Below are 26,060 nucleotides of genomic sequence, written 5' to 3'. Positions count from 1 at the left end.
GCCGTTCTATTGTTGTTTTTAGCAAACAGGGCTGTTCCAAACCGGAGCGGCCCTTTTTTATTTTAATAAGACCTTCCATAGTTTAACATTTCCTTGACAATGAGCACATTATCCCCATCAGCCGCGACTATGGCCCTGTTCCCTCCGCCATTGCACATTCGGGGTATTGCTATTGTTGCAAAATTTGAAATAATTTGCATAACAGATCGTTGTTTATGAGAGTACAAACATTATTAGGCGCATTGTTTCTTTTGGCAGGAATTTTTCAGATGATTACAGCTGTACTGATCTACCAGGGTGAGCGCCATTATATCCTCCGTTTTGCGAATCGCAAAATAGGAATTGTGATATACATTATATTTTCAATATTATTGTTTTATCTTGCGTATAAGACTTTCAATGCAACACCACCGGATGCCACACCGGTTAAACCGTAAACGTGAAATTGTAAAAGGGATATAATATCTATGAAGCAGGTCGTTTTAGCAGTAATGATACTACTTGGGGTAGGAAAAGTGTTTGCCCAGCAGCAATCATTTCTGGACAACCAGAAGATGTTCCCGAAAGTAGGCGTAGCTTACAGGGATAAAGAAGAGCAATTAAAGAAGGAATTTGAAAAGAAAGGCCTGGAATACCCGGCTAAATACATCTTCCTGCGCTCGTTCAAACTGGATAGTGAACTGGAAATCTGGGTAAAAAACAAGGCTACCGATACTTTCCGGTTGTTTAAATCCTACCGGGTATGTACCCTGTCAGGCAAAATGGGCCCTAAACGCAAGGAAGGGGACCAGCAGGTACCGGAAGGATTCTACTATATCAATGACTTCAATCCGAATAGCAACTACCACCTGTCACTGGGTATCAATTATCCGAACTTCTCTGACAAGATCCTGAGCGATCAGAAGAAACCAGGCAATGAAATTTATATCCATGGTAGCTGTCTTACCATCGGCTGTATTCCCCTCACCGATGAATTCATCGAAGAGGTATACATTCTGGCAGTAAATGCCAAGAACGCCGGCCAGGACTTCATTCCCGTACACGTATTCCCGGTTAAATTCGGCCGTACCCGCTCTTATGAATACCTGCAGGGGGTAAAACTGAACCCGGACGATAAAACCTCGACCAAGTTCTGGGCCGACCTGAAAACCGCTTACGATTATTTCGAACAGCACCACCGCCTTCCGGTTGTCCTTGTAGACAACAAAGGCCAATATATTATGTAAGGAACCAATGCTTCCTTAAAAAGCGCTCCTGCCTTAGGTAGGAGCGCTTTTCTGTTTCATACCCGCCTTTCTTTTTGTAACTTTTCCTTCCGTTTATTTATTTTTTCTATGAAAAGTCAGTTTTTTTATGAAACTTGAGTACAAAGGTCAAATCAATTTACTATTATGAACAGAAGAGAAGCCATTCGGAACGTTGCCATTCTCTTAGGGTCGGCAGTTTCCGCGTCCACGTTGTCAGCCCTGGAAGGCTGTAATCCAAAAGGCCCTGATAACTACGCATTACAGGCACCGGAGACCAAAAAGATGCTGGCTGAGATTGTAGAGACGATCATCCCGGAAACCGATACACCTGGTGCTAAAACAGCCAAAGTAGACGAGTTTATTGCCCTCATGCTCAACGATTGTTACAAACCCGAAGACCAGCAAGTGGTACTGGATGGTCTGAAAAAAATCGATGATGCCGCTCAAAAGCAATTCAAAAAGCCATTCGTAGACCTGACAGCAGAACAGAAAACAGGCATTCTGACTGAGATCGACAAGGAACGTATCGCTTATAATAAACGTGAAAACAAAAAAGAAAAGGATCCAACGCACTATTTCCAGATCCTGAAAGAACTGACGCTGACAGGGTATTTCACTTCCGAAGCCGGCGCTACCAAAGCCCTTCGCTATGTACAGGTTCCAGGTAAATATGAAGGTTGTATTCCTTACGCCAAAGGTCAGAAAGCCTGGGCTATGTAGTAATTCGGGGCAATAGCTAATGAGTAATTCGACAATAACAGCTATCGGCCCATCCGACCTCAATAGATAAGACTCGTTCGCGCACATTAATTTATCAACTCAAGAAGTAATTCCATGAATCTGAATACTAAAGCTCAGGAGCAAAACACGTATGATGCCATCGTGATCGGCTCTGGTGTGAGTGGTGGCTGGGCTGCCAAAGAAATGACAGAAAAAGGTCTCAAAGTGCTCATGCTGGACAGGGGCAAAAAATTGGAACACGTTAAGGACTACGATACCGCCACCAAGGCTCCCTGGGAGTTCCCACACCGTGGCAAAATCACAGCAGCACAAAAGGAATCACACCCTAAATTAAGCCGTGACTATCCATATAGTGAATACAATGAGCGCTTCTGGCTCAATGATTCCAAATCACCTTACAATGAGGTGAAGCGCTTTGACTGGTTCCGTCCCGACATCGTAGGAGGTAAATCCATCATGTGGGGCCGTCAGTCTTACCGCTGGAGCGATATCGATTTTGAAGCCAATCTCAAAGACGGTATTGCAGTTGACTGGCCCATCCGGTATAAAGACATTGCACCATGGTACGATTATGTGGAGAAATTCGCAGGTATCAGTGGGCAGGCCGAAGGACTACCCCAACTGCCTGATGGCCAGTTCATGCCAGCCATGGAAATGAACTGCGTGGAGAAAGAAGTGAAGAAACGTATTGAAAGCCAGTTTAAAGGCCGTATCATGACTATGGGCCGGGTAGCAAATATCACAAAGCCACTTCCCGGTCGTACTAATTGCCAGTACCGTAACCTTTGTAGCCGTGGTTGTCCTTTCGGTGCTTATTTCAGCACACAGTCTTCCACACTCCCTGCTGCCATGGCCACCGGCAACCTGACCTTACGCCCGGACAGCATTGTAAACTCCATCATCTATGATGAGAAGCAAAACAAGGCCACCGGTGTACGTGTCATTGATACACACACCAAACAGATGACTGAGTTCTATGCCAAAGTCATCTTTGTCAATGGTTCTACCCTGGGTACCACCTTTGTATTGCTGAACTCTACTTCCAGCCGTTTCCCGAATGGCCTGGGCAATGACAGCGGCGTACTGGGTAAATACCTCATGGATCACCATTTCCGCACAGGCGCTTCCGGCAGGGCAGAAGGCTTTGACGATAAATATTACTTTGGCCGCCGTGCAAACGGTATTTATATTCCACGCTATCGCAACATTGGTAGTGACAAGCGTGATTACCTCCGTGGTTTCGGATACCAGGGCGGTGCCAGCCGTGAAGGCTGGTCTCGTGGTGTCGCTGAACTGGGCGTAGGTAAGGACTTCAAAGACATGCTCTCAGAACCGGGCAACTGGTCCATCGGTCTGGGTGGTTTCGGCGAATGTCTGCCTTACGAATCCAACCAGGTTACCCTGGACAATTCTGTAAAGGATGACTGGGGCCAGCCAGTACTCAAATTCGATGCAGAGTTCAAAGAGAACGAAAAGAAGATGCGTGTGGATATGATGAACGATGCCGCAGAAATGCTGGAAGCTGCAGGTATGAAGGATATCAAAACTTTCGACAACGGTTCTTATCCGGGCATGGCCATCCATGAAATGGGTACCGCCCGTATGGGTCGTGATCCAAAGACTTCCATCCTGAATGGCTATAACCAGATGCATGCAGTGAAAAATGTATTCGTGACAGATGGTGCGGCCATGACATCGGCAGCATGCGTGAATCCATCGCTTACCTATATGGCACTTACGGCGCGTGCTGTGGACTACATGTATAAAGAAATGAAGAAAGGTAATATTTAAGTCGCCAGATAAATGCCCTCCTTACTGTCATTAATTGATGGTAAGGAGGGCATTGTGTTTTGTATAATCATTGGCATATACTACTAAGGTGTTATTTCTGCCTTGCACATATAGCAATACTTTTACTCCGTAAGTTTGTAAACCTTTCTCTATACAACTATGAACGTATTTCTACTCACTGTTTTTACTGTATTGTTCAATAATCCGGCAAGTGATTCAACAATTAGAAAGGACAGTGTTATTACCTTACCTGACAAATATCTGTCACAGGTAAAACGTAAATCAGCACATGTCGAAGCGCAGGTGGACAAGCGCACGGCACAAGCCCTGGATCGCTTTGCGCGCCAGGAAAAAAGGATGCAGGCGAAGCTGATGAAGGTGGATTCAACAGCAGCAAAAAGGATCTTTTCCCAGTCGATAGACAGTCTCAATAATATGAAGGCGGGTTTGGGCAGGAAGGTGAGCGGCCTTACTTCGAATGCCGGTGGTGCTTATATGGATACCTTGCAGAATTCCCTGAAGTTCCTGCAAGGGTCTAATAGTGTATTGGGTGCAAACAGTGGTAAACTGGCAAGTGCAACAGCCAGCGTAGACAACCTGCAGAATAGTCTGCAACAGGCGGAACAGGTAAAGGCTTATTTGCGGGAGCAAAGGCAGTTATTAAAGCAGCAACTGGCTAATTATACAGGGTTTGGCAAGGACCTGACGAATCTCAATAAAGAGGCGTACTACTATGGGCAACAGCTGAATGAATATAAGGCTACCCTGTCTGATAGGAAAAAGGCGGAGGAGAAGGCGGTGGCATTGTTAAAGACAATGCCGGCGTATAATAATTTTCTTGCACAGCATTCACAGTTTGCAAGTCTGTTTAATTTGATAGGAGCAAGTAGTAATTCTACCAGCCTGGCAGGATTACAGACGCGGAGCCAGGTAGAACAGTTGGTATCACAGCGACTGGGCAATGATCCCAGTGCGCAGCAGGCGGTGAGTCAGCAATTGGCACAGGCGAAGTCACAGTTGAATGAGTTGAAGGATAAGTATGCTAACCTGGATAATGCGGGAGATATGCCTGATTTCAAGCCGAATCCGATGAAGACCAAGAGTTTTTTACAACGCCTGGAGTTTGGAGGAAATCTGCAGTTCCAGAAGAATACGTCTTATTATCCTACTACTACAGATATCGCAGGACAAGTGGGGTATAAGTTTCATAAGAACGGATCTGTTGGAATAGGGGTGTCTTATAAGCTGGGGATGGGTACAGGATGGAACCATATAGCGTTTACACATCAGGGGATAGGGTTGAGGTCATATGTGGATTGGAAGTTGAAGGGAACGTTTTATTTGAATGGAGGGTTTGAGGAAAATTACCTGACGGCGATTACAAATGTATCACAGTTGAAGGATTTGAGTTTGTGGACGGGGAGTGCATTGTTGGGGCTGAGTAAAAAGTATAAGATCAGTGGGAAACTGAAAGGGAACCTGATGGTGTTGTATGATTTTTTGGCGGCCAGGAGTGTACCGGCGACGAGTGCGATTAAGGTGAGGATTGGGTATACGATGTAGTTGAAATTTGCAACCTGCTTCTCTTAAAAATATAAAGGTTAAAAAGAATTAAAATCACCTACATTAAACGGTAGCGGCTGCATCAATTAACAAATCTTTAATACCAATCATCGCAACTATTGGCACACTTTTTTAACGTAAGATGGTTCTCAGATTTTATTAAAACCTACTCCTGATCGTGAACCTATATAAACAAATTCTAAAGGCAGCAGCGACCTTTTTAAGTCCGCTCGGCTATAAGCGAAATGGAGAATCCTTTTACCTGAAAAAGTCAGGAAATCTCGGTGCCATTCGCTTTTACATATCGGCTCCCACCCGTCCTGGTCAACTGAATTTTACCATTTATCTATACACCCGCTCCACACTCCTTACAAAACTTCAGGGCTGTAAATTAAGCACCAATCCTTCTCATGTAGATTTTCATTACAGAGAAAATATTGGTTATCTCCTGCCCGGGAAGGATGAATATTCCTGGAAAATAAATACCAGTACCATTTCACAATCCACTATATCAGAATTAGGCAATATCCTCATTAGTATCGCTCATCCTGCTATCCTGCACCATATTTCCGATGAACAACTTGAAAATTACTGGAAAGAAGGAAATTGCAATGGCCTGAGAACTTATGAAAATATTAACTTCCTTTCTTTCTTATCAGAAAATAGAAATCGGAAACCTGCCAATACTATAAGGATCGAAATTGATTATAAACAGATGGTAGCTCTGTATGCCTGTTGCTACCAGGTATATATGTCAATTTTCAGGCTTAACTACGGCTCCTGGGAAGAATTTCAGATCTATTTTGAGAAAAGAACTTTTGAACGCCAATGCTTTGATTATTTCATTGAATTGTGTAAGGAAAATGAATTGCCTGTACAATTTGATACGACTGATCCTGGTTCATATTATTATACAACAATGAGTAAATGGGGCAAAAAGAAAACCTGCCTTCCCGGAAATATGATAGGCACGGCAGCTTACCTGGCAAATACTTTTAAGAACCTGCTGACACACCCCGAACCTGACCTGCAGGCTTTCAGTATGTTGAATAGCAGAATGATTTCGTTTTTCAGAGAAACGCTTTCGCCCTATATCGGTTTTACAGACAAAAAGAAGGCAGAAAAAATCTGTTTTTATTGTCAATTAGAAGATCAACGGTGTTACAGCCTCAACGAATTGTAATCATTCAGCCTTACCATGAAATACTTACTCCCTATCATCCTCGCCTGTAACTCTCACACCCCGGTTGCCAATCATGCCCAAATCTGTTCCGATATCGTTTCCCTATAGAAGCTGGTACCATTACCAATAAAAAAAAGCCCCGGAAAGAGTTCCAGGGCATCAATTCATCACTTGTACGGTGCTTCTAACACCTTTTTAATTTGCAGTAACAAGTCCTGCTTATGAGAAATTTGTAAACTATTCACCGCAGGCATCACCATTATCTCTTGCTTCAATTTCTCCAGATGCATCTTCACATACAACCTTCCATCACTCCGCTCCGCATTAGTCAGCATCTTGCCTTCTTCCATACTTTTGGGCTTCAAAATCATCGCAATCCTTTCTATATACATCCGCTGCATATTTCTCAGGTATACATCCTCCGTCGCATTCCCTGAAGGCTTCCTCCACACTATCCTTTTCACATCATTCAGGTACTCATCCAGTGCATAATCCCGCTGCATCATCGTATACAACATCCCAGGATTAAACAAGGTATTCAACAGGTTATTCTGCATGTTCGCAATATCTTCCATTGGGGTCAGCTTCACCTTCCCGCTTATCTCCGGCGGATATAACCACAGCGGCGGTTGCATCACCTGCCTGCCCAAAAAGTCTATAGCCGATTTTATTGTAGTCTTAGATACCGGAGCATACACATCTCCTGCTTCATCTGTACTCTTCTGCGTCACATAGGAGCCAGCTACATACTTCATCACATGATACACATACAGGTTATACTGCTTCAACACCGCTGAATGAATCCGCTTCAGGTTAGTATATAAATCCCCCTCTTCTGCTGTCCATGCCGGGAGAGAAGGCATAATCCTTTTTAGATTCATAATTCCATAATCGCCTGCTTTCACCGCATCGTCTCCCAGATCCTCCGTCTGTGAACGCGGATCCTCGTTCTTCCCTTCACCACCAAACCACAAACGCGGATTCGCTGCCAGGCTATCCACTATCCATTTATTCAACACCTTATTATCTGCATACTCATCCTCCGTTCCAAAGATCTGCTTATACCCCCACTGAATCGCCCATTTATCATACACATTGATCCGCGGATACAAGCCTTCTTTCCCAATACTATCCTCCGGCTGCGCCACATAGTTAAAGCGTGCATAATCCATAATAGATGCTGTATGGCCGTTCGCCTCTACCCATTTCTTATTCCTCAGCAATGCTACCGGTGTCTGACTACTTGCTCCCATATTATGACGCAGACCCAATGAATGCCCCACCTCATGAGACGATACAAACCGGATCAAATCCCCCATCAGCTCATCATCAAATACCATCTTCCGCGCTCTCGGATCTACCGCAGCTACCTGTACCATATACCAGTCATGCACCAGTTTCATTACATTATGATACCAACCCACATGGCTCTCAATAATCTCCCCGCTCCGGGGATCACTGATCCTTGGCCCATAAGCATTAGATGTCTCAGAAGCAAAATACCTGATCACTGAAAACCGCGCATCTTCCATACTCATGGTAGTATCTCCTTCCGGCCATTCCTTCGCCACGATCGCATTCTTAAACCCTGCCTGCTCAAACGCCTTATTCCAGTCATTCACACCTGCTATCAGGTAAGGCCGCCATTTCTTTGGCGTAGCCGGATCTATATAGTACACGATCTGCTTCACCGGCGCTACCAGCTCACCACGCTTATACGCTTCTACATCTGAAGGTTGTAAATTATACCGTTGTATCACATAATAATTCTGCGCAGACTGGGCATCATCATCATACAACACTGTCCTGTTTGCAAAATAACCAACCCGCTCATCAAAGAACCTTTTACGCATAGGCTTAGCCGGCAACATCACCATCGATGTATTCAACTCAAACGTGACCGCACCTGCGGCATTAGCCGTAGAAGAATAAGTCTTTGTAGTCCGGACTTCTATATTGATAGGGTAGGTGTGAATGCTGCCAATGAAAGACCTGTCATCAGCATAGGAGCCAATTTTACGTTCTGTCTTCATGTCCGCAGGCAATGAAGTAAGCAGGTTATCTTTTCTGAAGAAATCTGTCACCTCTATCACCACGTTGCCATTTTCGGGATTTGTCGTCTTCACGTCAAAGGCCGCTGCGATCGGGCGAACACCTGCGTTACGCACGGCTTTATAGATAGCCTGTGTAGTGTCCCGCACCATCGCCTTAGATGCATCCAGCCGCAAAAATACCTTTGCACCCTTTTCAAAATATACCGTCTGCTCACTCACCTTTTCCCCGCCATATACCTGCGATTCCTCCGGTGTAGCCACGAACCTGTTCACCACAAGTATGTCCCTGTTAAACATCGAATCAGGGATCTCAAAGTAATACTTCCCGTCTACCTGGTGCACTGTAAACATCCCCTGCCTCGTCACCGCCGCATGGGTGATGATTTTCTTATACGCTGTTGTATCCTGTGCCTGCACCTTTGCAAAAGGCGCTAACAATGCAAGCAGTACTGTCATTCTAATCATTTGCACAATCTGGTTTTTATGAATGTTACAAACCCATCTTACCAGGGGAGGGTTTCATTCGTATTAATAGTCAGGTTCGGGTTTTTCTTCAGCACATCCTGTGCAAACGGAATCACATATAACCTTGAATCCGGTGGCAAGGTGTATGTCTGATGTGGCACAGCCGTACTTACCAGGGGGAACGTACGGGTAATTGTCTTTGCATACTCCGGCTCCGTATTATACCGCTTCAGATCCCAGAACCTGTTAAACCCAAACAACAACTCTTTACGGCGTTCGCTAATGATATATTTCACCACATCCACCGTATTACCTGGGTTCTCCAGCTTTGCTTCCGCAGCATCTGTAATACGCTTGCTTCGCAGGTTATTCACGATATCCATTGCGGATGACAGGTCACCTGTACGCGCATAACACTCTGCCAGAGTCAGGTACACTTCAGGTACCTGGATGCCGACTGTCGGATAAAAGAACGCTGTATACTTTACCTTCCAGTAAGCCGTATGTGCGCCTATATCCAGGTAGGTCTTATTGGTGGAATCAAAGAACAGGTTATACCTGGCATCATGCAATCCAAACAAGGTTTTCAACTCGCCGCTGATCTTATAAGAATATCCAAAGTTCGTTTCATTGTAAGAAGTCATATACATATAACTTAGGGTCTCCGGGTTAGAACCCGCTGGCATAGCCAGTACAGAAGGTCCTCCCTGGTTGGAATAAGCTACCATGTCAAAGAGACTGTTATTGTAGGTCAACGCCTGTAAAGCTGCCGCTTTTGCCTTCTCATACTCTCTCTTAAATAAAAGTACTTTTGCCTTGAACGCCCAGGCAAATGCCAGTGAGGGATGATACACGTCTTTCGGTGTCTGTTGCAGGTACGGGATTGCTTCGTCCAGGTTTTTTTCTATAAAATCATATACTTCTGCTACTGTAGCCTTTACCGGCTTTGCTTCCAGGTCATACTTGTCCATGATGCAGATGCCGCCATCAGTCGCTGCTGTAGCAGGATTGTATATCTTCGCGAATGTATTCACCAGTATAAAGTGATCATACGCTCTCAGTACCTTCGCCTCTGCCTTCGCTATTTTCCTGGTGTTCTCATCGCCGTTACTCTCATCCACCAGTGTCACAATCATATTCCAGCGATTGATGTAAGTGTAGGTACGATTATACAGGGTAGAAGCACTCATGTAATCTACCCGGCTCACGGATGTATCGAAGGTTACATTGATGATATCAATATTCTTCGCCACACCGATCACTGCATTCTCCCTGATCCACTGATCATCTACTAAATACTGGAAGTTATTGATAGGATAACCCCTGCCCGGATAACTCACCAGGTTATAAAAATCTTCCGTTGTCTCCACTACAATCTGCCCTGTAGGCGTAATATCCAGGTACTTTTTACAACCCAGGACAAGAAATGAAAGCAAGAATATGACGATATATTTTTTCATTACCGTATTTTAAAAGATTAGAAGGAAAGGGCTGCGCCGAATAAATAAGACTTTGGTGTTGGCAGGTTTCTAAACCCAGTGTTTAAACTGAAGGTCTCCGGGTCTATATCATCGTTGTTCGCTGTCCACAACCAGAGGTTATTTGCCTGTGCTGTGAGCCTGAGCCCTTTTACATGCAGCAGCTTGCAATACTTGCCGGAGAGTGTGTAAGCCAGCGCCACGTTGCGAAGTCTCATGGACGCTGCACTTACCACCTGTAGGTCTGAATAGGAATAGTAAGTAGACAATGTGCTTGCATACGCCATCAGCGCAGCAGGATAATCTACCTGTAATCTTGGAACATCTGTGTTCGTATTATTTTCGTTATACCTTCTTGCCAGTGACTCATCTTTCTGATCAAATCCATTCAGATTTATCGCATCTTTTCTCATCTTATGGCCACCGTAGTAAGCGAAGTTCACTGTCAGCTCAAAGCCCTTATAGCCTGCCATTTGCTGGAAGAATGCTGTATACCTTGGGGTTGAAGTACCCATCAGTTTTACCACGGCTGGCTGGTTGAGTGCAGTCACTGTAGTAGGGGTACCCGTTGCATCAAAGGTCACGTTCACTTTGCCATCCTGGTCGTAGAAGGTAGGGTAACCATTCGTCATACCAGCATATTGATAGGCGTACACTGCGTTCAGAGGTGTACCTGCATAGTAGTTCGCATTGGGTGAACCAATCAGGTTATAAGCATCCGTTACCGAGTGCGTCACCTTTTCGATCCTGTTCCTGTTAAACCCTACTGTCAGGCGTGAAGCCAGGGTGAAATCTTTCCTGTTCATCCAGGTGCTGTTTACCATGATTTCAACACCACGGTTACTCATTGCACCATTATTAATAGTCATTGAAGTGTTACCTACGGTAGGATCAAGGTCGGTCGTTGCCAGGAGGTCAGAACTGTATTTGCGGTAGTAATCGATACTACCACTCAATACATTATTGAAGATTGTATAATCGACACCAAAGTTCAGTGTAGCTGTCTTTTCCCAACGCAGCTTCGGATTTGGCAAGGTGCTCACGTTGGAATACTGCAGACCTGGAAACAGGTTATCGCTTTTCAAAGTAGCCCTGATGAATGGTGAGGTACTCTGATCTACGTTACCACCTATACCATAGGTTGTGCGCAGCTTCAGGAAGTTCAGCCAGGATACATCCTGCAGAAAATGTTCATTCTTTGCATTCCATCCACCACCTACTGACCATAAAGGACGGTACCTGTATTTGGGATCAGTACCGAACAGGTCTGTCTGATCCACTCTCACACTACCTGTCAGGTTATAACGTTCATTGAAGGTATAGCCGAAGTTGCCATAGAATGATACGTAGCGGTGACGCGTAGTTGTCCTTACTTTACCCGGGGTGTAGCTCAGGGTGGTGGTACCATAGAGATAGCTGTTAATGCCGTTCTCTGTCATAGAATACCAGTCTACCAGGGTAGAACTCAATGTCACAGGGTTATATCCATAGATCAGTGAACTGTTGATGCCAGGGGTGTAGAGTTCCCTGGTTTCCATACCAGCAATGGCGAAAAGAGAACTGTTTTTACCTGCTACTTTGAAATCATTGTTGTAGTCTAACTGTTGCCGGAAAGTAAAATTCCTGGCCCTGGAGTTAGCTGTATAAAGGCGGTCCCCGGTAGGAATGCTTTCAGTATACTTTCCTGTGGTACTGTTGTAGGTAAGCATGGCATTGTACAGGTAGCGCATGCGGTAGGAGTCAGCTTCGTTCTGCATGCTCAGTTCTTTCCTGCTCATTTCATATTGCAGCTTTACTCCGTATTTCAGGTGTTTACTGAAGCGGATATTGACATCTGTAAAAGAACGCAGCCAGAGTGTATTGTTTTTGGTTAAGCCATTGTTCAGCTCATCCAGTACATTGAACTTTACAGATTTAAAATTGGAGTTGCCGGCAATAGCGCCTGCCACCTGTGCATTCATTCCGTCAGAACTACTGAAACCGTCTTCTACATTTACATAATCTGCATAAACTTTATTGCCGTTTGCATCCAGGATAGTTGAATACCTTGGTTGTAAATCGTAGGTGTTATAGAGGTCGTAGGTGGTGGTCTCTGTGCTGTAGCGGCCATTCAGTCCTGCCGTTACATCCAGCCATTTATTTACGGAGTAGGTATTCTTAAAGTATACTGAGAGGATATCGCTGGTATTGTTCATTACCCGTTGCTGGTTACCTTCGTAATTCACAGAAACATAGGTATTGGTCTTATCGCCTGCATTGCTCAGGGAGATGTTGTAACGTTGTTTCATCTCGTTCTTCCACACGTATTTGGTATAGTCCCTGATGTAGTCGTTCTTTCTCCATTGTGCAATTGTATTGTCTACCTCTTCCTGTGTCACTTTTCCATTCGCCTGGTTCTGGTACAATGCGTACAGGGGAGAATAGTATTTGATAGTACCACTGCCGGTATTTCCATAGCTGTTAAACAGCTCTGTGATATTGCCGCCATAGTTATTCAGTTCGTAATTATACTTGTCTGTTTCATAGTCAATGATCTGGCTGGTGCTTGCATAATGCATCTTTGCCACATCGGGTTTCATAGTGATGAAATGATCAGCATTCACATTGATCTGTACCCCTGCACCGCGTTTACCTTTTTTGGTAGTCAGTACAATCACACCATTTGCTGCTCTGGCACCATAGATGGAGGAGGCGGCAGCATCTTTCAGCACAGTTACCGATTCGATGTCATATACATTGATGTCAGCCAATTCGCCTTCCGTGATCATACCATCAATTACCAGCAGGGGTTTGGCACCAGCGGTGTCATTCCCAAAGGTATTCGTACCTCTTATTGCCGGCTCGCCGCGGTAAAAACTCACACCTGCAACCTTACCTTCAAGGGCAGTGGTCATGTTATTATTCAGTTGTGTATTCAGTTCCTTTTCATTCACCGTTGTCATTGCAGCAGAAGATCTTTCCCTGGATACCAGCTGGTAACCGGTATTGGCAATCGCTATTTCTCCCAGTGATTTTACATCAGGTTCCAGGCGTACGGTCAGTGACAGCTTACTGGGGTCTACCATGGTGGAGCTGACACCTTCCGGCAAAGATTCTTTACCACAGCAGGCTGCAATGCTCACGGAGAGTTTTTTGTAGCCCATGTAGGTAAAGGTAAGTGTCTGCATTTCTTTTACTTCATGCAAGGTAAACACACCTTCTTTGTCCGTCGTACCGCCGTAGGGAGTATTACCGATGGCTACTGAAACCAGTGGTAATGCCTGCCCGTCTTCCCCTGTTACCTTACCTGTTACATGGAAGATGCGTACCATGCGAAAGCCGCCGCCATCTTCATGATTCATTTTGGAATGGTCATGTTTGATAAAGATGGTTTTGTTTTCAATCGTATACTTCAGTGGGTTACCTGCCAGGATCTGTTCCAGGTATTCCTTCAGTGGCATGTCTTTGGCATTGACAGATACTGCGGGGGCCCCGCTTAGGATATCCGGATTGTACATCACGGAATAGCCCGTTTGTTGTTTGATCGTACTGATGGCCTTTTCAAGAGAAACCTTCTTCGCGGTGTAGTTGATAGTCTGAGCCATGACAGAGCCCGTCATGAACAGCGCCGCAATAAAGAAGGCAATTAAACTAGATCTCATATCTGTTTTGATTTTGGTGATAGGCATGGCGATGCTATCCTGTACCGTTGCGTGTACAGGCCATGCTGAATTGAACTATGTTGTTTTACTTTGTTTGCTTACGGATCAGCAGTTGGCGACCGTTTAATGTAAACGAAACTCCCATGTCGTCCATTCCCCGGATTACCTGCATCAGGGATAAATCTCTTTGCATGTCTCCGGCAAAAACGATATCCGGTACACCATCTTCATATACTACTTCAATGTTATACCAGCGGGCGAGTTGACGCATCACTTCATCGATACGTGTTCTTGCTTTAAAAGAGAACTGCCCGTTTTTCCATGCGATGGCCTGTGTGGTGTCAATGCCTGATAATAATTGTTCCTGTTTTTTGCCCTCAATCAGTTCCTGTCCTGGCTTTAATAATTGCGATTTTACTTTGATTGCCCCTGCTAATAATGTTGTTTGTATATAATCTTCATCCTTGTATGCATGCACGTTAAAACGTGTGCCCAATACCTGGATGTTATAGCCATCATTGACCTGTACATGAAATGGTTGCTTTGCGGAAGCCTGTACTTCGAAGTACACTTCTCCGGTTACTTTCACGGTTCTGTCCACACCTGTAAATGCGGTAGGGAAGGTGATCGAGCTGCCTGCATTTAACCATACGCCTGTGCCATCGGCGAGTACAATATGAAACTGCCTGCCTGGTGGAGTGGTGATGTTGTTATAGGCTACACTTGTTCCATTACCCTCATAACTGATTTGCCCGTTTTTGAATATTACCTGTACGCCCTGCTGGGTAGTGACCCTGCCTTCGTGCAGGCTATCCAGCGAAATCTGGCTGCCATCTGCCAGGGTGAGCATGCCTCCATTCATACCGGGTGCTACATCCGTTACTTTTGCAATAACTACAGGGCTCCTGAATTTATAAAAGATCCCCACGCCTATGAGCAGGGCCACCGAGGCTGCTGCCGCCCACCAATACCTGGCAGTGCGTACTTTCGTCCTGCTTCGTATGCTGCTCAGCATACGGGCAGCATGTGCGGCCTCGCTCACTGCCTGGGCAGGCGGAATGTGTACAGTCAGATCCTGCTGCTGGTACCATTGTTCCAGCGCAAGTCTTTCTGCTTCAGTAATGGTGCCTTTCAACCATTTATCCGCAAGTTCGTGGTAGTAGTCTTTTTCTTCAGGCATATTCTATAAGTATAGAATTAAGGGATGATCCCCTACGGGGAATTAAAAAAAAGTAAATAAAAATGACCGGAAGGCTAATTTCAGGCGTTTGAGGGCTTTGGTCATCTGGTTTTCAACGGTTTTTTCTGAAATGGAGAGGGTGGCCGCGATTTCCTTGTTCGAAAGACCTGCTTCGCGACTCAGCTGGTAGACGAGGCGGCATTTTTCAGGAAGTTGTTGGGTGATGTCATACAATTGCTCCTGGAGTTCCTTGCGGCGAAGAAGGTCTTCAGGGGTGGTGGCAAGGATGTCAGGGCTGGGGGAGTAGGCCTGTCTTTGCGATTCCTGATGCTTTCTGGCCATGTAGGTATAGACCTGGAACTTGACAGCGGCAGCAAGATAAGCTTTAAGTGATTGCTCTATCCTGATTTCGTGGCGGCGCCGCCATAGGTCGGTGAAGATTTCCTGAACGATTTCTTCAGCATCTGCGGTATTTTCCAGCTTGCTGGCAGCAATAGCGAACAGCAGCTTCCAGTATTGATAATAAATCTGTGTGAAAGCGGTATCGCTGTCTTCTTTTAGTAAGGACAGCAGTTCATGGTCACTGTATTGTGGTGTAGCTGGCAATTAGGCTGAATTATCAGGGTGCAAAAATAATAAGCGGACATTATTTTTTTCAATTTAATTTTAAGGATGCAAGTTGAGCTGTTGTCGCGGAATGCTTAAATAGGATCAGGGACCTATTCCCTTACCTCAATATATTAGTATTTAAAATAATCAGCGCCTGAATGTCGGGCACAAAGTCTGCCGCCGGCTCTCATTCCTGCTACTTAAGAACCCCCTGTAAGAAACAATCACTTCCAGACCACCACGCCGTTGAGAGGCCGCTGCCAGTTTATCTACATTTACATCATAACTCAATCCAAAAAGAAAATTATACATCTCCAACCTGACCACCGGGATAATCGCATCATTTTTCCTATACAATACTCCCAGGGTAAAATTCTTTGACAGGTCTATCTGGTCTGATAAATCCCAGCTATACATCGCACCAAACTGCATGGTGCTGATCCCTACAGCATCCATTGGTATTATTCTTCTGAATTGCCTGAAATAATCTGCATATAGAATAAACCTGTTCATTTCACTTGTTGGTACTGATAGACCAGCATTCAAAGATACCCGCTTATTCAAGGTAATTTTATTCCCTTTGAAAAATCCCACCTGCGGACTATTCAAATGATACCCTGCTGCGCCGACGAATAAATCAATCTCATTTTTCAAAGTACCATTGTAACTCACGCCTGCTGCCATGTCAAAATAACTCACGCTTGTCTGATCAAAAGTTTGTTGCGAAGAAGGCAGGATGCTGAATGTCCCGTTACTGCCCATTACAAACTGATCATTGAACTGTAGTTTGGCTGGATCAAAGCGCTGTTGCATCAGTCCACCCATAAAAGCTACTGAGATATAGGAAACCTTTTCTCTGCCTATAAAAAAACTACTATTTACTGCCGGCATAATTTGCGTGGTACTAAACTCGGAAGTACCTGCTATATCCCGCAATACCTGCAAGCCATAAGTAACGGTGCTGTTTTCAGAAAACAACGCATGGAATGGAGTCTTGTATTCAGCACTCAATCCAAAAGTTCTGTAAGGCACTGTTACACTCTCCCATTGATTCCTGTAAGAAGCCGTCACCCTGATATCACCATCAAAGATTCCTGCCAGTGCAGGGTTCCTGAGCATAGGCTGATCGTAATATTGAGAGTAGCCCACATCCTGTGCGCTCAGTTTGAAACTATATAAAAACAAAAAGACGATGATCTTCTTCATGATGCATAGTTTAGAATAATGTTACATTCCCTTTCAATGTATAAGGGGTACCATTCTCGCAGACTACTTCTACCGTATACACATATACGCCGGTATCTGCTTTTTTACCATTGATATATCCATTCCAGCCATACTCGCTGCTGTTCGGTGCGAAGTTGCTCCGCTCGTACATCACCCTGCCCCAACGGTTGAAGACCCTGAAAGATTTTACAGTAGCAATGCCGCTGGCACGTACCATCAGGATCCTGTTTTCCGGTAAGCCATCGGGCGTGAAGGCATTCGGTACAAAGACCTGTGCATCTTCGCAGAAAGCCTTTACACAAATGGTATCGCTGTCACTACAGCCATACACATTGCTTGCCTTCACGGCATAGCAGGCATCGTTCTTTACTGTGAGTATGGGCTTATCACAGATTGCGTCATTACATGCCAGGTCATCGGCTGGTGTCCAGGTATAATTTTGCATAGGCAGGATACCGGGTTCAGTGGCATTCCGGATAGCAGGATCCAGTGTAATTTTAAATCCGGTCGGAAGAATGAGGGTGTCAGTAGCGAATTGTATAACAGGATAATTGCCTATTTCGATCAATGTATCAGTGGTAGATGCGCAACCTGTTTCGGCAGCGGTAACTGTGATGGTATACCTGCCGGCATCCGTGAGTATCACATTATCAATACCGGCATGCGTGCCATTCACCGGGAATCCCCGGCCGGGGCCTGTCCACAGGTAAGTGAGTGTGGAATTGCCGTCAATGCCACTGGTTGCACTCAGGTACAATGCATCCCCTACGCAGAGAGGGCTGCGGGTACTGATCACTGGTTTGGAGGGTGATCTGTTGATGACAACAATAAAGCTGTCTGCGGCAGAGATACAATTGTGCTGCATTGCGTAGACTACATAGGTGCCTGCATCAGTAATACTGGCCGAAGGGAAGCTCAGCACCGTATTGTTCACGGTATCAGGATATGGACCAAAAGCAGGGCCTGCCCATACGTATTCAATCTCTCCTTCCTGAGGACTGGTAGCTGACAATGCCGTTAATGTAAGTGGTGTCTCACTGCAGATAGGGGGATTATACCCTGCTACCGGTTTCGCCGGTGGATCAGGATCTTTCAATACGAAGACATCATTCAGGTGAGCAGTCGTACAGCCACCGGTACTCTCAGCATAGAAGTCAGTATAGCTACCTGCGGTTAATGGTAATGTAATTTTACCATCGTCGTCAGTAAAACCTGAGGCGACCAGGTCAGTCTGAAACTTTTTATAATGTACGATCAGGGGTACATGCGCTACAAGCTGGTCGTTCAGATCCCTGGTCTGCAATACAATTGTTCCGGAAGGAATACCACAGGCAGTGGGATGGGTAAAATCTGCGCCTGTGATTTTCAGGGTCGGATGCACAATTGCAATGATACTTATTTTCGGTCCTTCACAACCAAAACTGCTGCGCTGGTTCACATAGTATTGGAGGCGGAGGGAATCAGTAGTCGGTATAATGGGTGCTGTAGCTAACAGGTTTTGTTGCGCATCGTACCAGCGGATCGTATGCCCCGGCAAGCCGGTGGCCTGCAGGGTAACAGGCGCAGCTCCCATACAGGTACTTATATCGCTGCTTACAGGAGGCGGTACTTCAGGATGCACAGTCAGGTGAAGATCATAGGCAACACCAGCGCAGGTAGTTTGCTGCGGATTGTATGGAATGACCCTTACCGTGATCATGACATCACTGTTCCCTTTGTTGGTGTATAAGAGGCTTAAATTGCCCGTAAAATTGCCGCTGCTTACACCACTTACATCTGGTGGTAAAGTGCCGGAAACAGCCCAGGAATAGTTCGTATTAGGAACGGAGGATATTGGGGTAAAAGTTGCGCTTTGGTTGGAGCAGACTTCCTGGTCTGCAACAGGGAAACTAATGAGCGGACTTTCATACACCGTCACATTTGTCGTGGTTTGAAAACCGGGGCAGGGTGGAGCAGGGGCGATTGTATAGGTAATTGTATAATTGCCCGGTGTACTGCCGGCGGGGGTAATCGCACCTGTATTAGCATCGAGGAGGAGTCCCGGGGATGAGGTGTAGTTACCTCCCGGTGTGCCCGTCTGCGTTACCGCCTGCGGACTATTGATATTGCCACAGTAGGGACTACCGGAGTAAGATATTGTTGCATTAGGGGTACTGTTCACGGTAACATTCGTTGTGGCCACTACATTCGCACAACCACCGCTACCCGGCAGGGTATACCTGATAGTATAGGTGCCCGGTATTGCATTTGCAGGTGACAATGTTCCGGTATTTGGATCGATTGTCATCCCCGAAGGAGAAATGCTGTAAGTGCCTCCTGCATCACCTGTCCTTGTTACGTTGACGGTTGTACTGCTGCTGGTATTACACAAGGTTGCCGGTGTATAACTAATGCTGGCAGCCGGCGGTCTGGTAATGGTAATATTAGTGCTGGTCTGGTATCCCGGACAAGGGGGCGCAGCTGCGATTGTATACGTCACTGTATAAGTTCCCGGTGTGCTGGAAGAAGGGGTGATTGCGCCGCTGACCGCATTGATACTTAATCCCGCGGGCGCGCTGTAAATACCTCCCGTACTGCCCGTTTGTGTCACTGCCTGTGCTGTACTGAGATCCCCGCAATAAGGACTGCCTGCATAAGAAATGCCAGCATTGGGTGTACTGCTTACGGTCACCGTAGTCATCGTAATTACATTGTTACAACCCCCGCTTCCTGTGAGGGTATACCTGATTGTATAATTGCCTGCTGAAGCACCTGCGGGTGACAGGGTGCCTGTAGCCGGATCGATTGTCAAACCTGCCGGTGTAATGGAATAGGTACCTCCTGCATCTCCTGTCCTCGTTACGTTGACAGCTGCACTGCTGCTGGTATTACACAAGGTTGCCGGTGTATAATTAATCGTAGCTGCGGGTGCTTTTGTAATTATAATATTTGCTGTCGTTTGAAAACCCGGACAGGGTGCTGCTGCCGGTATATCATAAGTCACTAAATAATTCCCCGGCGTACTTGTTGCAGGTGTGATGGCACCTGTGGTTGGGTTGATATTTAAACCTGCGGTAGATGAAAATATCCCGCCAGTACTGCCATTGATTATTACCGCTGTCAGGCCATCAGATGAACACATAGCAGGATAACTGATCGTCGCATGAGGTGTGCTATTCACAGCTACTGTCGATGTTGCTACAACATTTGCACAACCACCAGTGCCTGTTACAGTGTACCTGATCGTATAGTTGCCCGGAATGCTTGTAGCGGGAGTAATCGCGCCGGTAGTCGCATCGATAGTCAAACCGGCCGGCGCGCTATAAGTACCACCTGTACTGCCTGTCTGCGTAACATTGACTACCGGGCTTCCTGCAGCATTACACAAAATAGCAGGTGAATAGCTGATAGCTGCTGTAGGTGCAGGATTGATATTGACTGTAATAGTTGCCCGGGGACTTTCACCACAACCATTACTTTGACTAACATAATAAGTGGTAGTACCCGCTGAGGAGGTAGCAGGTACAGGTGCTCCTGGTAATAAAGTACCTCCTGCATTATACCATTTTAGGCCTGTACCGCTGGCGGTCAATGCAGTGGCTGTCTGGCCCTGGCAATAATTGACAGGGGTGTTTACAGCAGGTGTTGTTGGCAATGTGCCGATATTCACTATAATTTCAGCTTTGGGGCCTTCACAAGTATTGCTTGTCTGCGTGACATAATAGCTGGTGCTTCCTACCGTCGTTGTAGCAGGTGTAGGTGCTGAGGGGAATAAGGTACCATCTGCGGCATACCATTTTAACACTGTACCTGAAGCTGTCAAAGGTGTGGCGGTAGTGCCCTGGCAGAGCTGCAGGGGAGAGCTTACACCTGGCTTTCCCGGCAATGGATTTACTGTGACAAGGATGGGGGCTTTAGGACTCTCGCATTGCCCGGGAAGTGTCTGTGTGACATAATAAGTTGTATTCCCCGGAGCAGTCGTAGAAGGAGTCGGAGGCCCGGGCAATAAAGTACCGGCAGGAGTATACCATTTCAGACTGGTTCCTGTTGCATTCAGGGGTGTTGCAGTCGCTCCCTGGCAATAGACTACCGGCGTGGTCACAGCAGGTAAGGGAGAATTGGGCAAGACCTTAATATCGATAGATTTCGTATCGGTCCCACAGGTGACACTGGTCGCCTTCAACGTGATTTTATAATTCCCAGGTAGCGCATATTTATGACATCCAGGGTCACGTTGTGTTGAAGTAAACCCATCCCCGAAATCCCATTCATAGTCAGTGCTGGAACTACAAAAATTGCCACTTGTACCGGTATTGGATTTATTGATCACGCATACATTATCATCCAGACAGAAAGTACTATTGACGGAAAAATCTGCTACTGGTTTAGAGCGGATCACGATCTGGTTGAGTGTATAGGTGGTAGTATAGCACCCATTTTTTGTATACAGGATAGCCGTGAAATCTGTTTTGGGGCAGGAGGACTTGTTATAGGTATGAGAGATCTTAAAGATCGTGTTTGTTGTGTTCAATGGATGGGTCAGGGTCACCAGCGGTGTGCCGTCTCCATAATCTAAAATATACTCCGTACCGGGTGAGTTATTGAACCAGTTGCCAATCTGAAACTCTACGGGTGCCGGTGCACAAAGGCCGGTAGTAGAGTTAGTGGTTGTGATACTGGCTATTGGATTTTGACCATTGTAGAACTGGTAGGTGGTAATTCTATCACAGCCATTGGGCGCTGAGATTTTTATAGAGATTATAAAATAACCCTGTGCATTAAAAGCATGCGTGAGTTGTGCGCCCAAAGGCCAGTCTAACTGGGTAAAAGGAGTGCTACCATCGCCCCAGTTGATCTCATAGTTGTAACCGGTGCCTGTGACGACAGAGGTGTTCTCAACTTTTAGGGTGTAGTTCTTATTGCCATCACAGTTAGTAAATGGGGCATCGATTGGGTTGAGGTCTTTTAAAGAAGGTTTAGGAGATGCCTTTATACTGATATTACCACCATTTACGCCGTCTACCATTACGGGGCCGCTGCCGGCATATTCTGCGACGGTGGCAGTGATGCTGGTAGGGCTGTTAATGATGAAGGAAGCTGCCGCCTGCGTGCCTAGTGTAACGTTGGTGACACCGGTGAAATTTGTACCGGTAATGACGACCTGGTAGCCCTGGCAGGCAGTTGCAGGGGTAAAAGAAGTAATGGTTGGAGGGGGCGGGGATTGGGAATAGACAGGTATGGCTATTAAAAAGAATAAGACGAACAAGACACTACGGGGCATCATATAGGGACTTTAATTTATTGTATGTTGCTAAAGGGCAACAACGATAACAAGGTGAGCGGTGGAATTGTTCAGGTTGTTTGGGATAATTTTTGGCGGGTGTGGGAGAGGGGTTTTTTGTTTGATTCTGGTGGGATATAGGCTCTTTATAAATTCGTGTGCTCGTTTTTGAATGAAATAAAAATATAATTTAATTTTATTCCTGATTATTGTGGTGGATGGTTGAGATGATAGATTACCTATGGCTAATTGATTATGTTATTCTCTTTATTATTTTGGTATTTGTCTGCGAAGGCGGATACATTGCCGCAAGGTGCGTGTAAACTGGAAAAGGATAAGATCCTGGACGAGTGGGTGATGCGTGAGCCTGAGGTGGAGCCTGTGTTTCCGGGTGGGCTGGATTCTTTGGTGATGTTTTTGTCCAGGAATTTACATATTCCTTATCGGGAGGATATTGAACAGCCGTATTATGCTTCGAGTTTTCCGAGTTTTATTATAGATACAAGTGGGAGGGTTAGTAAAATCAGGTTCGGGGATCATATCCATGCGTTTTCAGTGCTGGATAGTGCGGTGCAGCATGTGATTGTGAAGATGCCAGTGTGGAAGCCGGGGAGGTGTAATGGGGTGGCGGTGCCGGTGTTGTATACATTGCCGGTAAGGTTGTAATTTTTTATTTTAGCCGATGTTTCGTCATCTAAAAACTCTCCATTTTAAACGTTGCCACCAGGTAGTACGATAAGATATTCCAATGGCTCCTCCGAATGTAACCCAATTACCGTCACGCCCAACCTCAATTAAACAATTTATACTTCAACCGCTGCCACCAGTTCCTCCTCACCATCACCACCTCCGCGTCCCAATTCCCATTTACAACCTCCTCCAGGTTCCATTCATACGTCAAAGCACTCTTCGCTTTCAATTGTGCAACACTCACCTGCATCTCTTTGGTCTGATACCCTATACAACGCAAATTAAATTTCAGCACATCCCCATAATCCCCACTTTCAGGGAAGACTAAACTAAAATTTCCTTCCTTTTCCGTTATACCTTTTATATCACCTACCTTTCCATCTTTATTAATCAAAAAAATGCTGACCCCAGGGATCGGTGCACATTGTGCATCTTTTACTACCCCTGTTATTTTATATTGCCCCTTCCCGCTTTCCGGCCAGATCACTGATAAGACTCCAGCCAGTAATGCCGCCGGCATCCATCTCCGTGTGGGTTTTATAGCCATCGCCCTGTTTAATTGCGAAGGGCGAAAGGTACCACAGCCCTTGCCATACTTTTCAAAATAAGCAATGAATTGCTGATCCGTCATACCAGAAAAATCAACTACCTGCCGCTGGCAGTTACTGCAATAGCGTCCTCCTTCAACTGGGGTCATATCCTGCAATGGTACAGAACATGGTTCGGCGATCGAGATTGTATATTTCTTCATGGGGATAATTTAATTATTCAAACACTACAGGATGTATTTTCTGACATATACGAAATGTAAGTATAGGATGCACTAAACTTTAATATTCCATAAGCCTCCATAACACACCCATAAGCCCTTTTAATTTAACTCTTTTGCCCTCTCTGATACTCCTACTAATACTATTTTACCCTTTTTATTCCCATAACATTCCTTATTTTGCCCACTTAATCAATTGTTACAGGGACGAATGAGAAAACTAATTGTCATGAGCGCGCTCGCGCTACTCAGCTGTCAAATGGTACAGGCCCAGGCAAAGCACACCTTTGCCTTATCAAAAAGTGAATTCCTCCTCGATGGAAAACCTTACCAGATCATCAGCGGTGAACTACACCCTGCCCGTATTCCCAAAGAATACTGGCGCCACAGGATCCAGATGGCCAAAGCCATGGGCTGCAACACCATTGCTGCTTATGTATTCTGGAACTATCTCGAACAGGAAGAAGGTACCTTCGATTTCTCATCGGAAAACAGGAACGTGGCTGAGTTTATCAAAATCGCTCAGCAGGAAGGCATGTGGGTCCTGCTCCGTCCAGGTCCATACGTATGTGGTGAGTGGGAATTCGGTGGCTTACCTCCCTACCTTCTCCGCACTCCGGATATCAAAGTACGTTGTCTTGATCCCCGCTACATGGCCGCCGTTGAGCGCTATGTAAAAGCCCTCAGCGAACAGGTGAAACCACTGCTGGTAACCAATGGTGGCCCGATCGTAATGGTACAGGTGGAAAACGAATATGGTAGTTATGCCAACGACAAACAATACCTCTACAAACTGAAAGCCCTCTGGGAGCAAAATGGTATCAATGTGCCTTTCTACACCGCCGATGGTCCTGTTGATCCCTTGCTGGAAGCAGGTTCTGTACCAGGTGCTGCGATCGGTCTTGACTCCGGTGGTTCCGAAGGCGACTTCGATGCTGCTAAACGCCAGAATCCTGAGGTACCTGCTTTCAGCAGCGAATCATACCCCGGCTGGTTAACACACTGGGGCGAGAATTTTGCTCATCCTGATACCTCCGGTATCCTGAAAGAAATCAGGTTCCTGCTCAGTACCAAGCGCTCTTTCAATCTCTACGTCATCCATGGAGGTACCAACTTCGGCTTCACGGCCGGTGCTAACTCAGGTGGCAAAGGTTATGAACCGGATCTGACTACTTACGACTACGATGCACCTATCAATGAACAAGGTGTACCGACCGCAAAATACATGGCATTGCGTAACCTCATTGCCAGTTATACAAAGAAGAAACTGCCCGCTATCCCGGCACCCATTCCTGCTACCGTAGTGGCTAACTTCGAGGTAAAACCCTATGCGAACGTATGGGACAACCTGCCTGCACCGGTAGCTTCCGTACAGCCGAAACCTTTTGAAGCCTATGGTCAGGACTACGGTTTTATGGTTTACAAAACAAAACTTATTGGCCGTAAACATGGTACACTGAAAATCACTGACCTGCACGACTATGCAACCGTATTCCTGAATGGTAAATACGTGGGTAAAATAGATCGCCGTCTTGGTGAAAACAGCATCAACCTGCCTAAGAGCGATGTGAAAGATCCTATCCTGGAAATCTTTGTAGAAGCAATGGGCCGGATCAATTTCGCACAGGAACTCATCGACCGCAAAGGGATCACGGAACGTGTCACCCTGGAAGGTATGACACTGATGGATTGGCAGGTATATGGTCTGCCGATGAAAGATGGCTTTGTATCAAAGCTGAAACCAGGTGCTGACACCAGCCGTCCTGGCATCTTCTTCAAAGCAGCTTTCACGATAAACACCGTAGCTGATACATACCTGGATATGAGTAATTTCAAGAAAGGGATTGTATGGGTGAATGGACATAACCTGGGTCGCTATTGGGAAATAGGGCCGCAGAAACGCCTGTATTGCCCGGCACCGTGGTTGAAGAAAGGAGAGAATGAAATTGTGGTGTTTGACTTGTTGCAGACGAGTGCTGCTACTGTAGGTGGGGCTAAGACTTTGGAATAAATCAAAAAAAGGCCGTCCCTGTAATAGAAGGAGACGGCCTTTTAAAAACAATCAATGACTTGTTTAAAGAAGTCACTATGGTTTATTTAAAACAATCATTGACTATTTAAAGAATATCATTGGCTAATAAAAAACACTCAATGACTTATTT

At 45.7% G+C, this 26,060-nt stretch carries 16 protein-coding genes; 8 read left to right on the top strand and 8 right to left on the bottom strand.

Going from position 1 to position 26,060, the window contains the following annotated elements; all coding sequences use genetic code 11:
- Window positions 1-215 precede the first annotated feature (215 nt).
- The 6 genes from DXN04_RS17900 to DXN04_RS17875 all read left to right on the top strand — a co-directional run bounded on the left by DXN04_RS17900 (window position 216) and on the right by DXN04_RS17875 (window position 6,525).
- On the top strand, window positions 216-437 hold the full coding sequence (locus tag DXN04_RS17900; RefSeq protein ID WP_116854752.1) for a hypothetical protein: 222 nt from the start codon (window positions 216-218) through the stop codon (window positions 435-437).
- Window positions 438-467: 30 nt separating this feature from the next.
- Window positions 468-1,226: a L,D-transpeptidase family protein gene (locus DXN04_RS17895; protein ID WP_116854751.1), complete on the top strand. Its 759-nt coding sequence runs from the start codon at window positions 468-470 to the stop codon at window positions 1,224-1,226.
- A gap of 165 nt (window positions 1,227-1,391) precedes the next feature.
- Entirely contained in the window at window positions 1,392-1,967 is a 576-nt protein-coding gene (locus DXN04_RS17890) for a gluconate 2-dehydrogenase subunit 3 family protein (protein WP_116854750.1), read from the top strand.
- 114 nt (window positions 1,968-2,081) lie between these two features.
- Window positions 2,082-3,779 (top strand): GMC oxidoreductase, encoded by a 1,698-nt coding sequence (locus tag DXN04_RS17885; protein ID WP_116854749.1) that lies wholly within the window; start codon window positions 2,082-2,084, stop codon window positions 3,777-3,779.
- Window positions 3,780-3,938: 159 nt separating this feature from the next.
- Window positions 3,939-5,342 (top strand): GumC domain-containing protein, encoded by a 1,404-nt coding sequence (locus tag DXN04_RS17880; protein WP_116854748.1) that lies wholly within the window; start codon window positions 3,939-3,941, stop codon window positions 5,340-5,342.
- A 178-nt stretch (window positions 5,343-5,520) separates the two neighbouring features.
- Window positions 5,521-6,525 carry a hypothetical protein gene (locus DXN04_RS17875; RefSeq protein ID WP_116854747.1) on the top strand — a complete coding sequence of 335 codons (1,005 nt, stop codon included), beginning with the start codon at window positions 5,521-5,523 and terminating at the stop codon, window positions 6,523-6,525.
- Between the two features lie 167 nt (window positions 6,526-6,692).
- On the opposite strand, the gene DXN04_RS17870 is transcribed toward DXN04_RS17875, so the two are convergent.
- The 7 genes from DXN04_RS17870 to DXN04_RS17840 all read right to left on the bottom strand — a co-directional run bounded on the left by DXN04_RS17870 (window position 6,693) and on the right by DXN04_RS17840 (window position 22,442).
- Complete coding sequence (locus DXN04_RS17870; protein WP_233525622.1) at window positions 6,693-9,035, bottom strand: zinc-dependent metalloprotease; 2,343 nt, start codon at window positions 9,033-9,035, stop codon at window positions 6,693-6,695.
- 47 nt (window positions 9,036-9,082) lie between these two features.
- Complete coding sequence (locus tag DXN04_RS17865) at window positions 9,083-10,504, bottom strand: RagB/SusD family nutrient uptake outer membrane protein (protein WP_116854745.1); 1,422 nt, start codon at window positions 10,502-10,504, stop codon at window positions 9,083-9,085.
- Between the two features lie 17 nt (window positions 10,505-10,521).
- Window positions 10,522-14,163 carry a SusC/RagA family TonB-linked outer membrane protein gene (locus tag DXN04_RS17860; protein ID WP_158569065.1) on the bottom strand — a complete coding sequence of 1,214 codons (3,642 nt, stop codon included), beginning with the start codon at window positions 14,161-14,163 and terminating at the stop codon, window positions 10,522-10,524.
- Between the two features lie 85 nt (window positions 14,164-14,248).
- Window positions 14,249-15,343, bottom strand: coding sequence for a FecR family protein (locus DXN04_RS17855; protein WP_116854743.1), 1,095 nt, complete (start codon window positions 15,341-15,343; stop codon window positions 14,249-14,251).
- Window positions 15,344-15,385: 42 nt separating this feature from the next.
- On the bottom strand, window positions 15,386-15,949 hold the full coding sequence (locus DXN04_RS17850; protein ID WP_116854742.1) for an RNA polymerase sigma-70 factor: 564 nt from the start codon (window positions 15,947-15,949) through the stop codon (window positions 15,386-15,388).
- A gap of 150 nt (window positions 15,950-16,099) precedes the next feature.
- Window positions 16,100-17,158, bottom strand: a complete 1,059-nt coding sequence (locus DXN04_RS17845; RefSeq protein WP_116854741.1) for a PorP/SprF family type IX secretion system membrane protein — start codon at window positions 17,156-17,158, stop codon at window positions 16,100-16,102.
- A 10-nt stretch (window positions 17,159-17,168) separates the two neighbouring features.
- Window positions 17,169-22,442: an Ig-like domain-containing protein gene (locus tag DXN04_RS17840; protein ID WP_116854740.1), complete on the bottom strand. Its 5,274-nt coding sequence runs from the start codon at window positions 22,440-22,442 to the stop codon at window positions 17,169-17,171.
- Window positions 22,443-22,721: 279 nt separating this feature from the next.
- On the opposite strand from DXN04_RS17840, the gene DXN04_RS17835 reads away from it, so the two are divergent.
- On the top strand, window positions 22,722-23,105 hold the full coding sequence (locus DXN04_RS17835; RefSeq protein ID WP_147319974.1) for an energy transducer TonB: 384 nt from the start codon (window positions 22,722-22,724) through the stop codon (window positions 23,103-23,105).
- 124 nt (window positions 23,106-23,229) lie between these two features.
- On the opposite strand, the gene DXN04_RS17830 is transcribed toward DXN04_RS17835, so the two are convergent.
- Window positions 23,230-23,880, bottom strand: a complete 651-nt coding sequence (locus DXN04_RS17830) for a carboxypeptidase-like regulatory domain-containing protein (protein ID WP_116854738.1) — start codon at window positions 23,878-23,880, stop codon at window positions 23,230-23,232.
- Between the two features lie 247 nt (window positions 23,881-24,127).
- Here DXN04_RS17830 and DXN04_RS17825 point away from each other — a divergent pair, with 247 nt between their 5' ends.
- Window positions 24,128-25,909: a glycoside hydrolase family 35 protein gene (locus tag DXN04_RS17825; RefSeq protein ID WP_233525621.1), complete on the top strand. Its 1,782-nt coding sequence runs from the start codon at window positions 24,128-24,130 to the stop codon at window positions 25,907-25,909.
- The last annotated feature ends 151 nt before the right edge of the window (window positions 25,910-26,060 follow it).

It is taken from the genome of Chitinophaga silvisoli, assembly GCF_003412465.1.
GTDB lineage: Bacteria > Bacteroidota > Bacteroidia > Chitinophagales > Chitinophagaceae > Chitinophaga > Chitinophaga silvisoli.
This window is presented reverse-complemented; position numbering and strand designations above follow the sequence as displayed.

Bases quoted from the DNA above. Each gene is read 5' to 3' on its own strand.
- DXN04_RS17890 (WP_116854750.1), top strand. From the start codon at position 1,392: ATGAACAGAAGAGAAGCCATTCGGAACGTTGCCATTCTCTTAGGGTCG.
- DXN04_RS17830 (WP_116854738.1), bottom strand. From the start codon at position 23,880: ATGAAGAAATATACAATCTCGATCGCCGAACCATGTTCTGTACCATTG.
- DXN04_RS17860 (WP_158569065.1), bottom strand. From the start codon at position 14,163: ATGAGATCTAGTTTAATTGCCTTCTTTATTGCGGCGCTGTTCATGACG.
- DXN04_RS17855 (WP_116854743.1), bottom strand. From the start codon at position 15,343: ATGCCTGAAGAAAAAGACTACTACCACGAACTTGCGGATAAATGGTTG.
- DXN04_RS17895 (WP_116854751.1), top strand. From the start codon at position 468: ATGAAGCAGGTCGTTTTAGCAGTAATGATACTACTTGGGGTAGGAAAA.
- DXN04_RS17880 (WP_116854748.1), top strand. From the start codon at position 3,939: ATGAACGTATTTCTACTCACTGTTTTTACTGTATTGTTCAATAATCCG.
- DXN04_RS17840 (WP_116854740.1), bottom strand. From the start codon at position 22,442: ATGATGCCCCGTAGTGTCTTGTTCGTCTTATTCTTTTTAATAGCCATA.
- DXN04_RS17865 (WP_116854745.1), bottom strand. From the start codon at position 10,504: ATGAAAAAATATATCGTCATATTCTTGCTTTCATTTCTTGTCCTGGGT.
- DXN04_RS17870 (WP_233525622.1), bottom strand. From the start codon at position 9,035: ATGACAGTACTGCTTGCATTGTTAGCGCCTTTTGCAAAGGTGCAGGCA.
- DXN04_RS17845 (WP_116854741.1), bottom strand. From the start codon at position 17,158: ATGAAGAAGATCATCGTCTTTTTGTTTTTATATAGTTTCAAACTGAGC.
- DXN04_RS17825 (WP_233525621.1), top strand. From the start codon at position 24,128: ATGAGCGCGCTCGCGCTACTCAGCTGTCAAATGGTACAGGCCCAGGCA.
- DXN04_RS17900 (WP_116854752.1), top strand. From the start codon at position 216: ATGAGAGTACAAACATTATTAGGCGCATTGTTTCTTTTGGCAGGAATT.
- DXN04_RS17885 (WP_116854749.1), top strand. From the start codon at position 2,082: ATGAATCTGAATACTAAAGCTCAGGAGCAAAACACGTATGATGCCATC.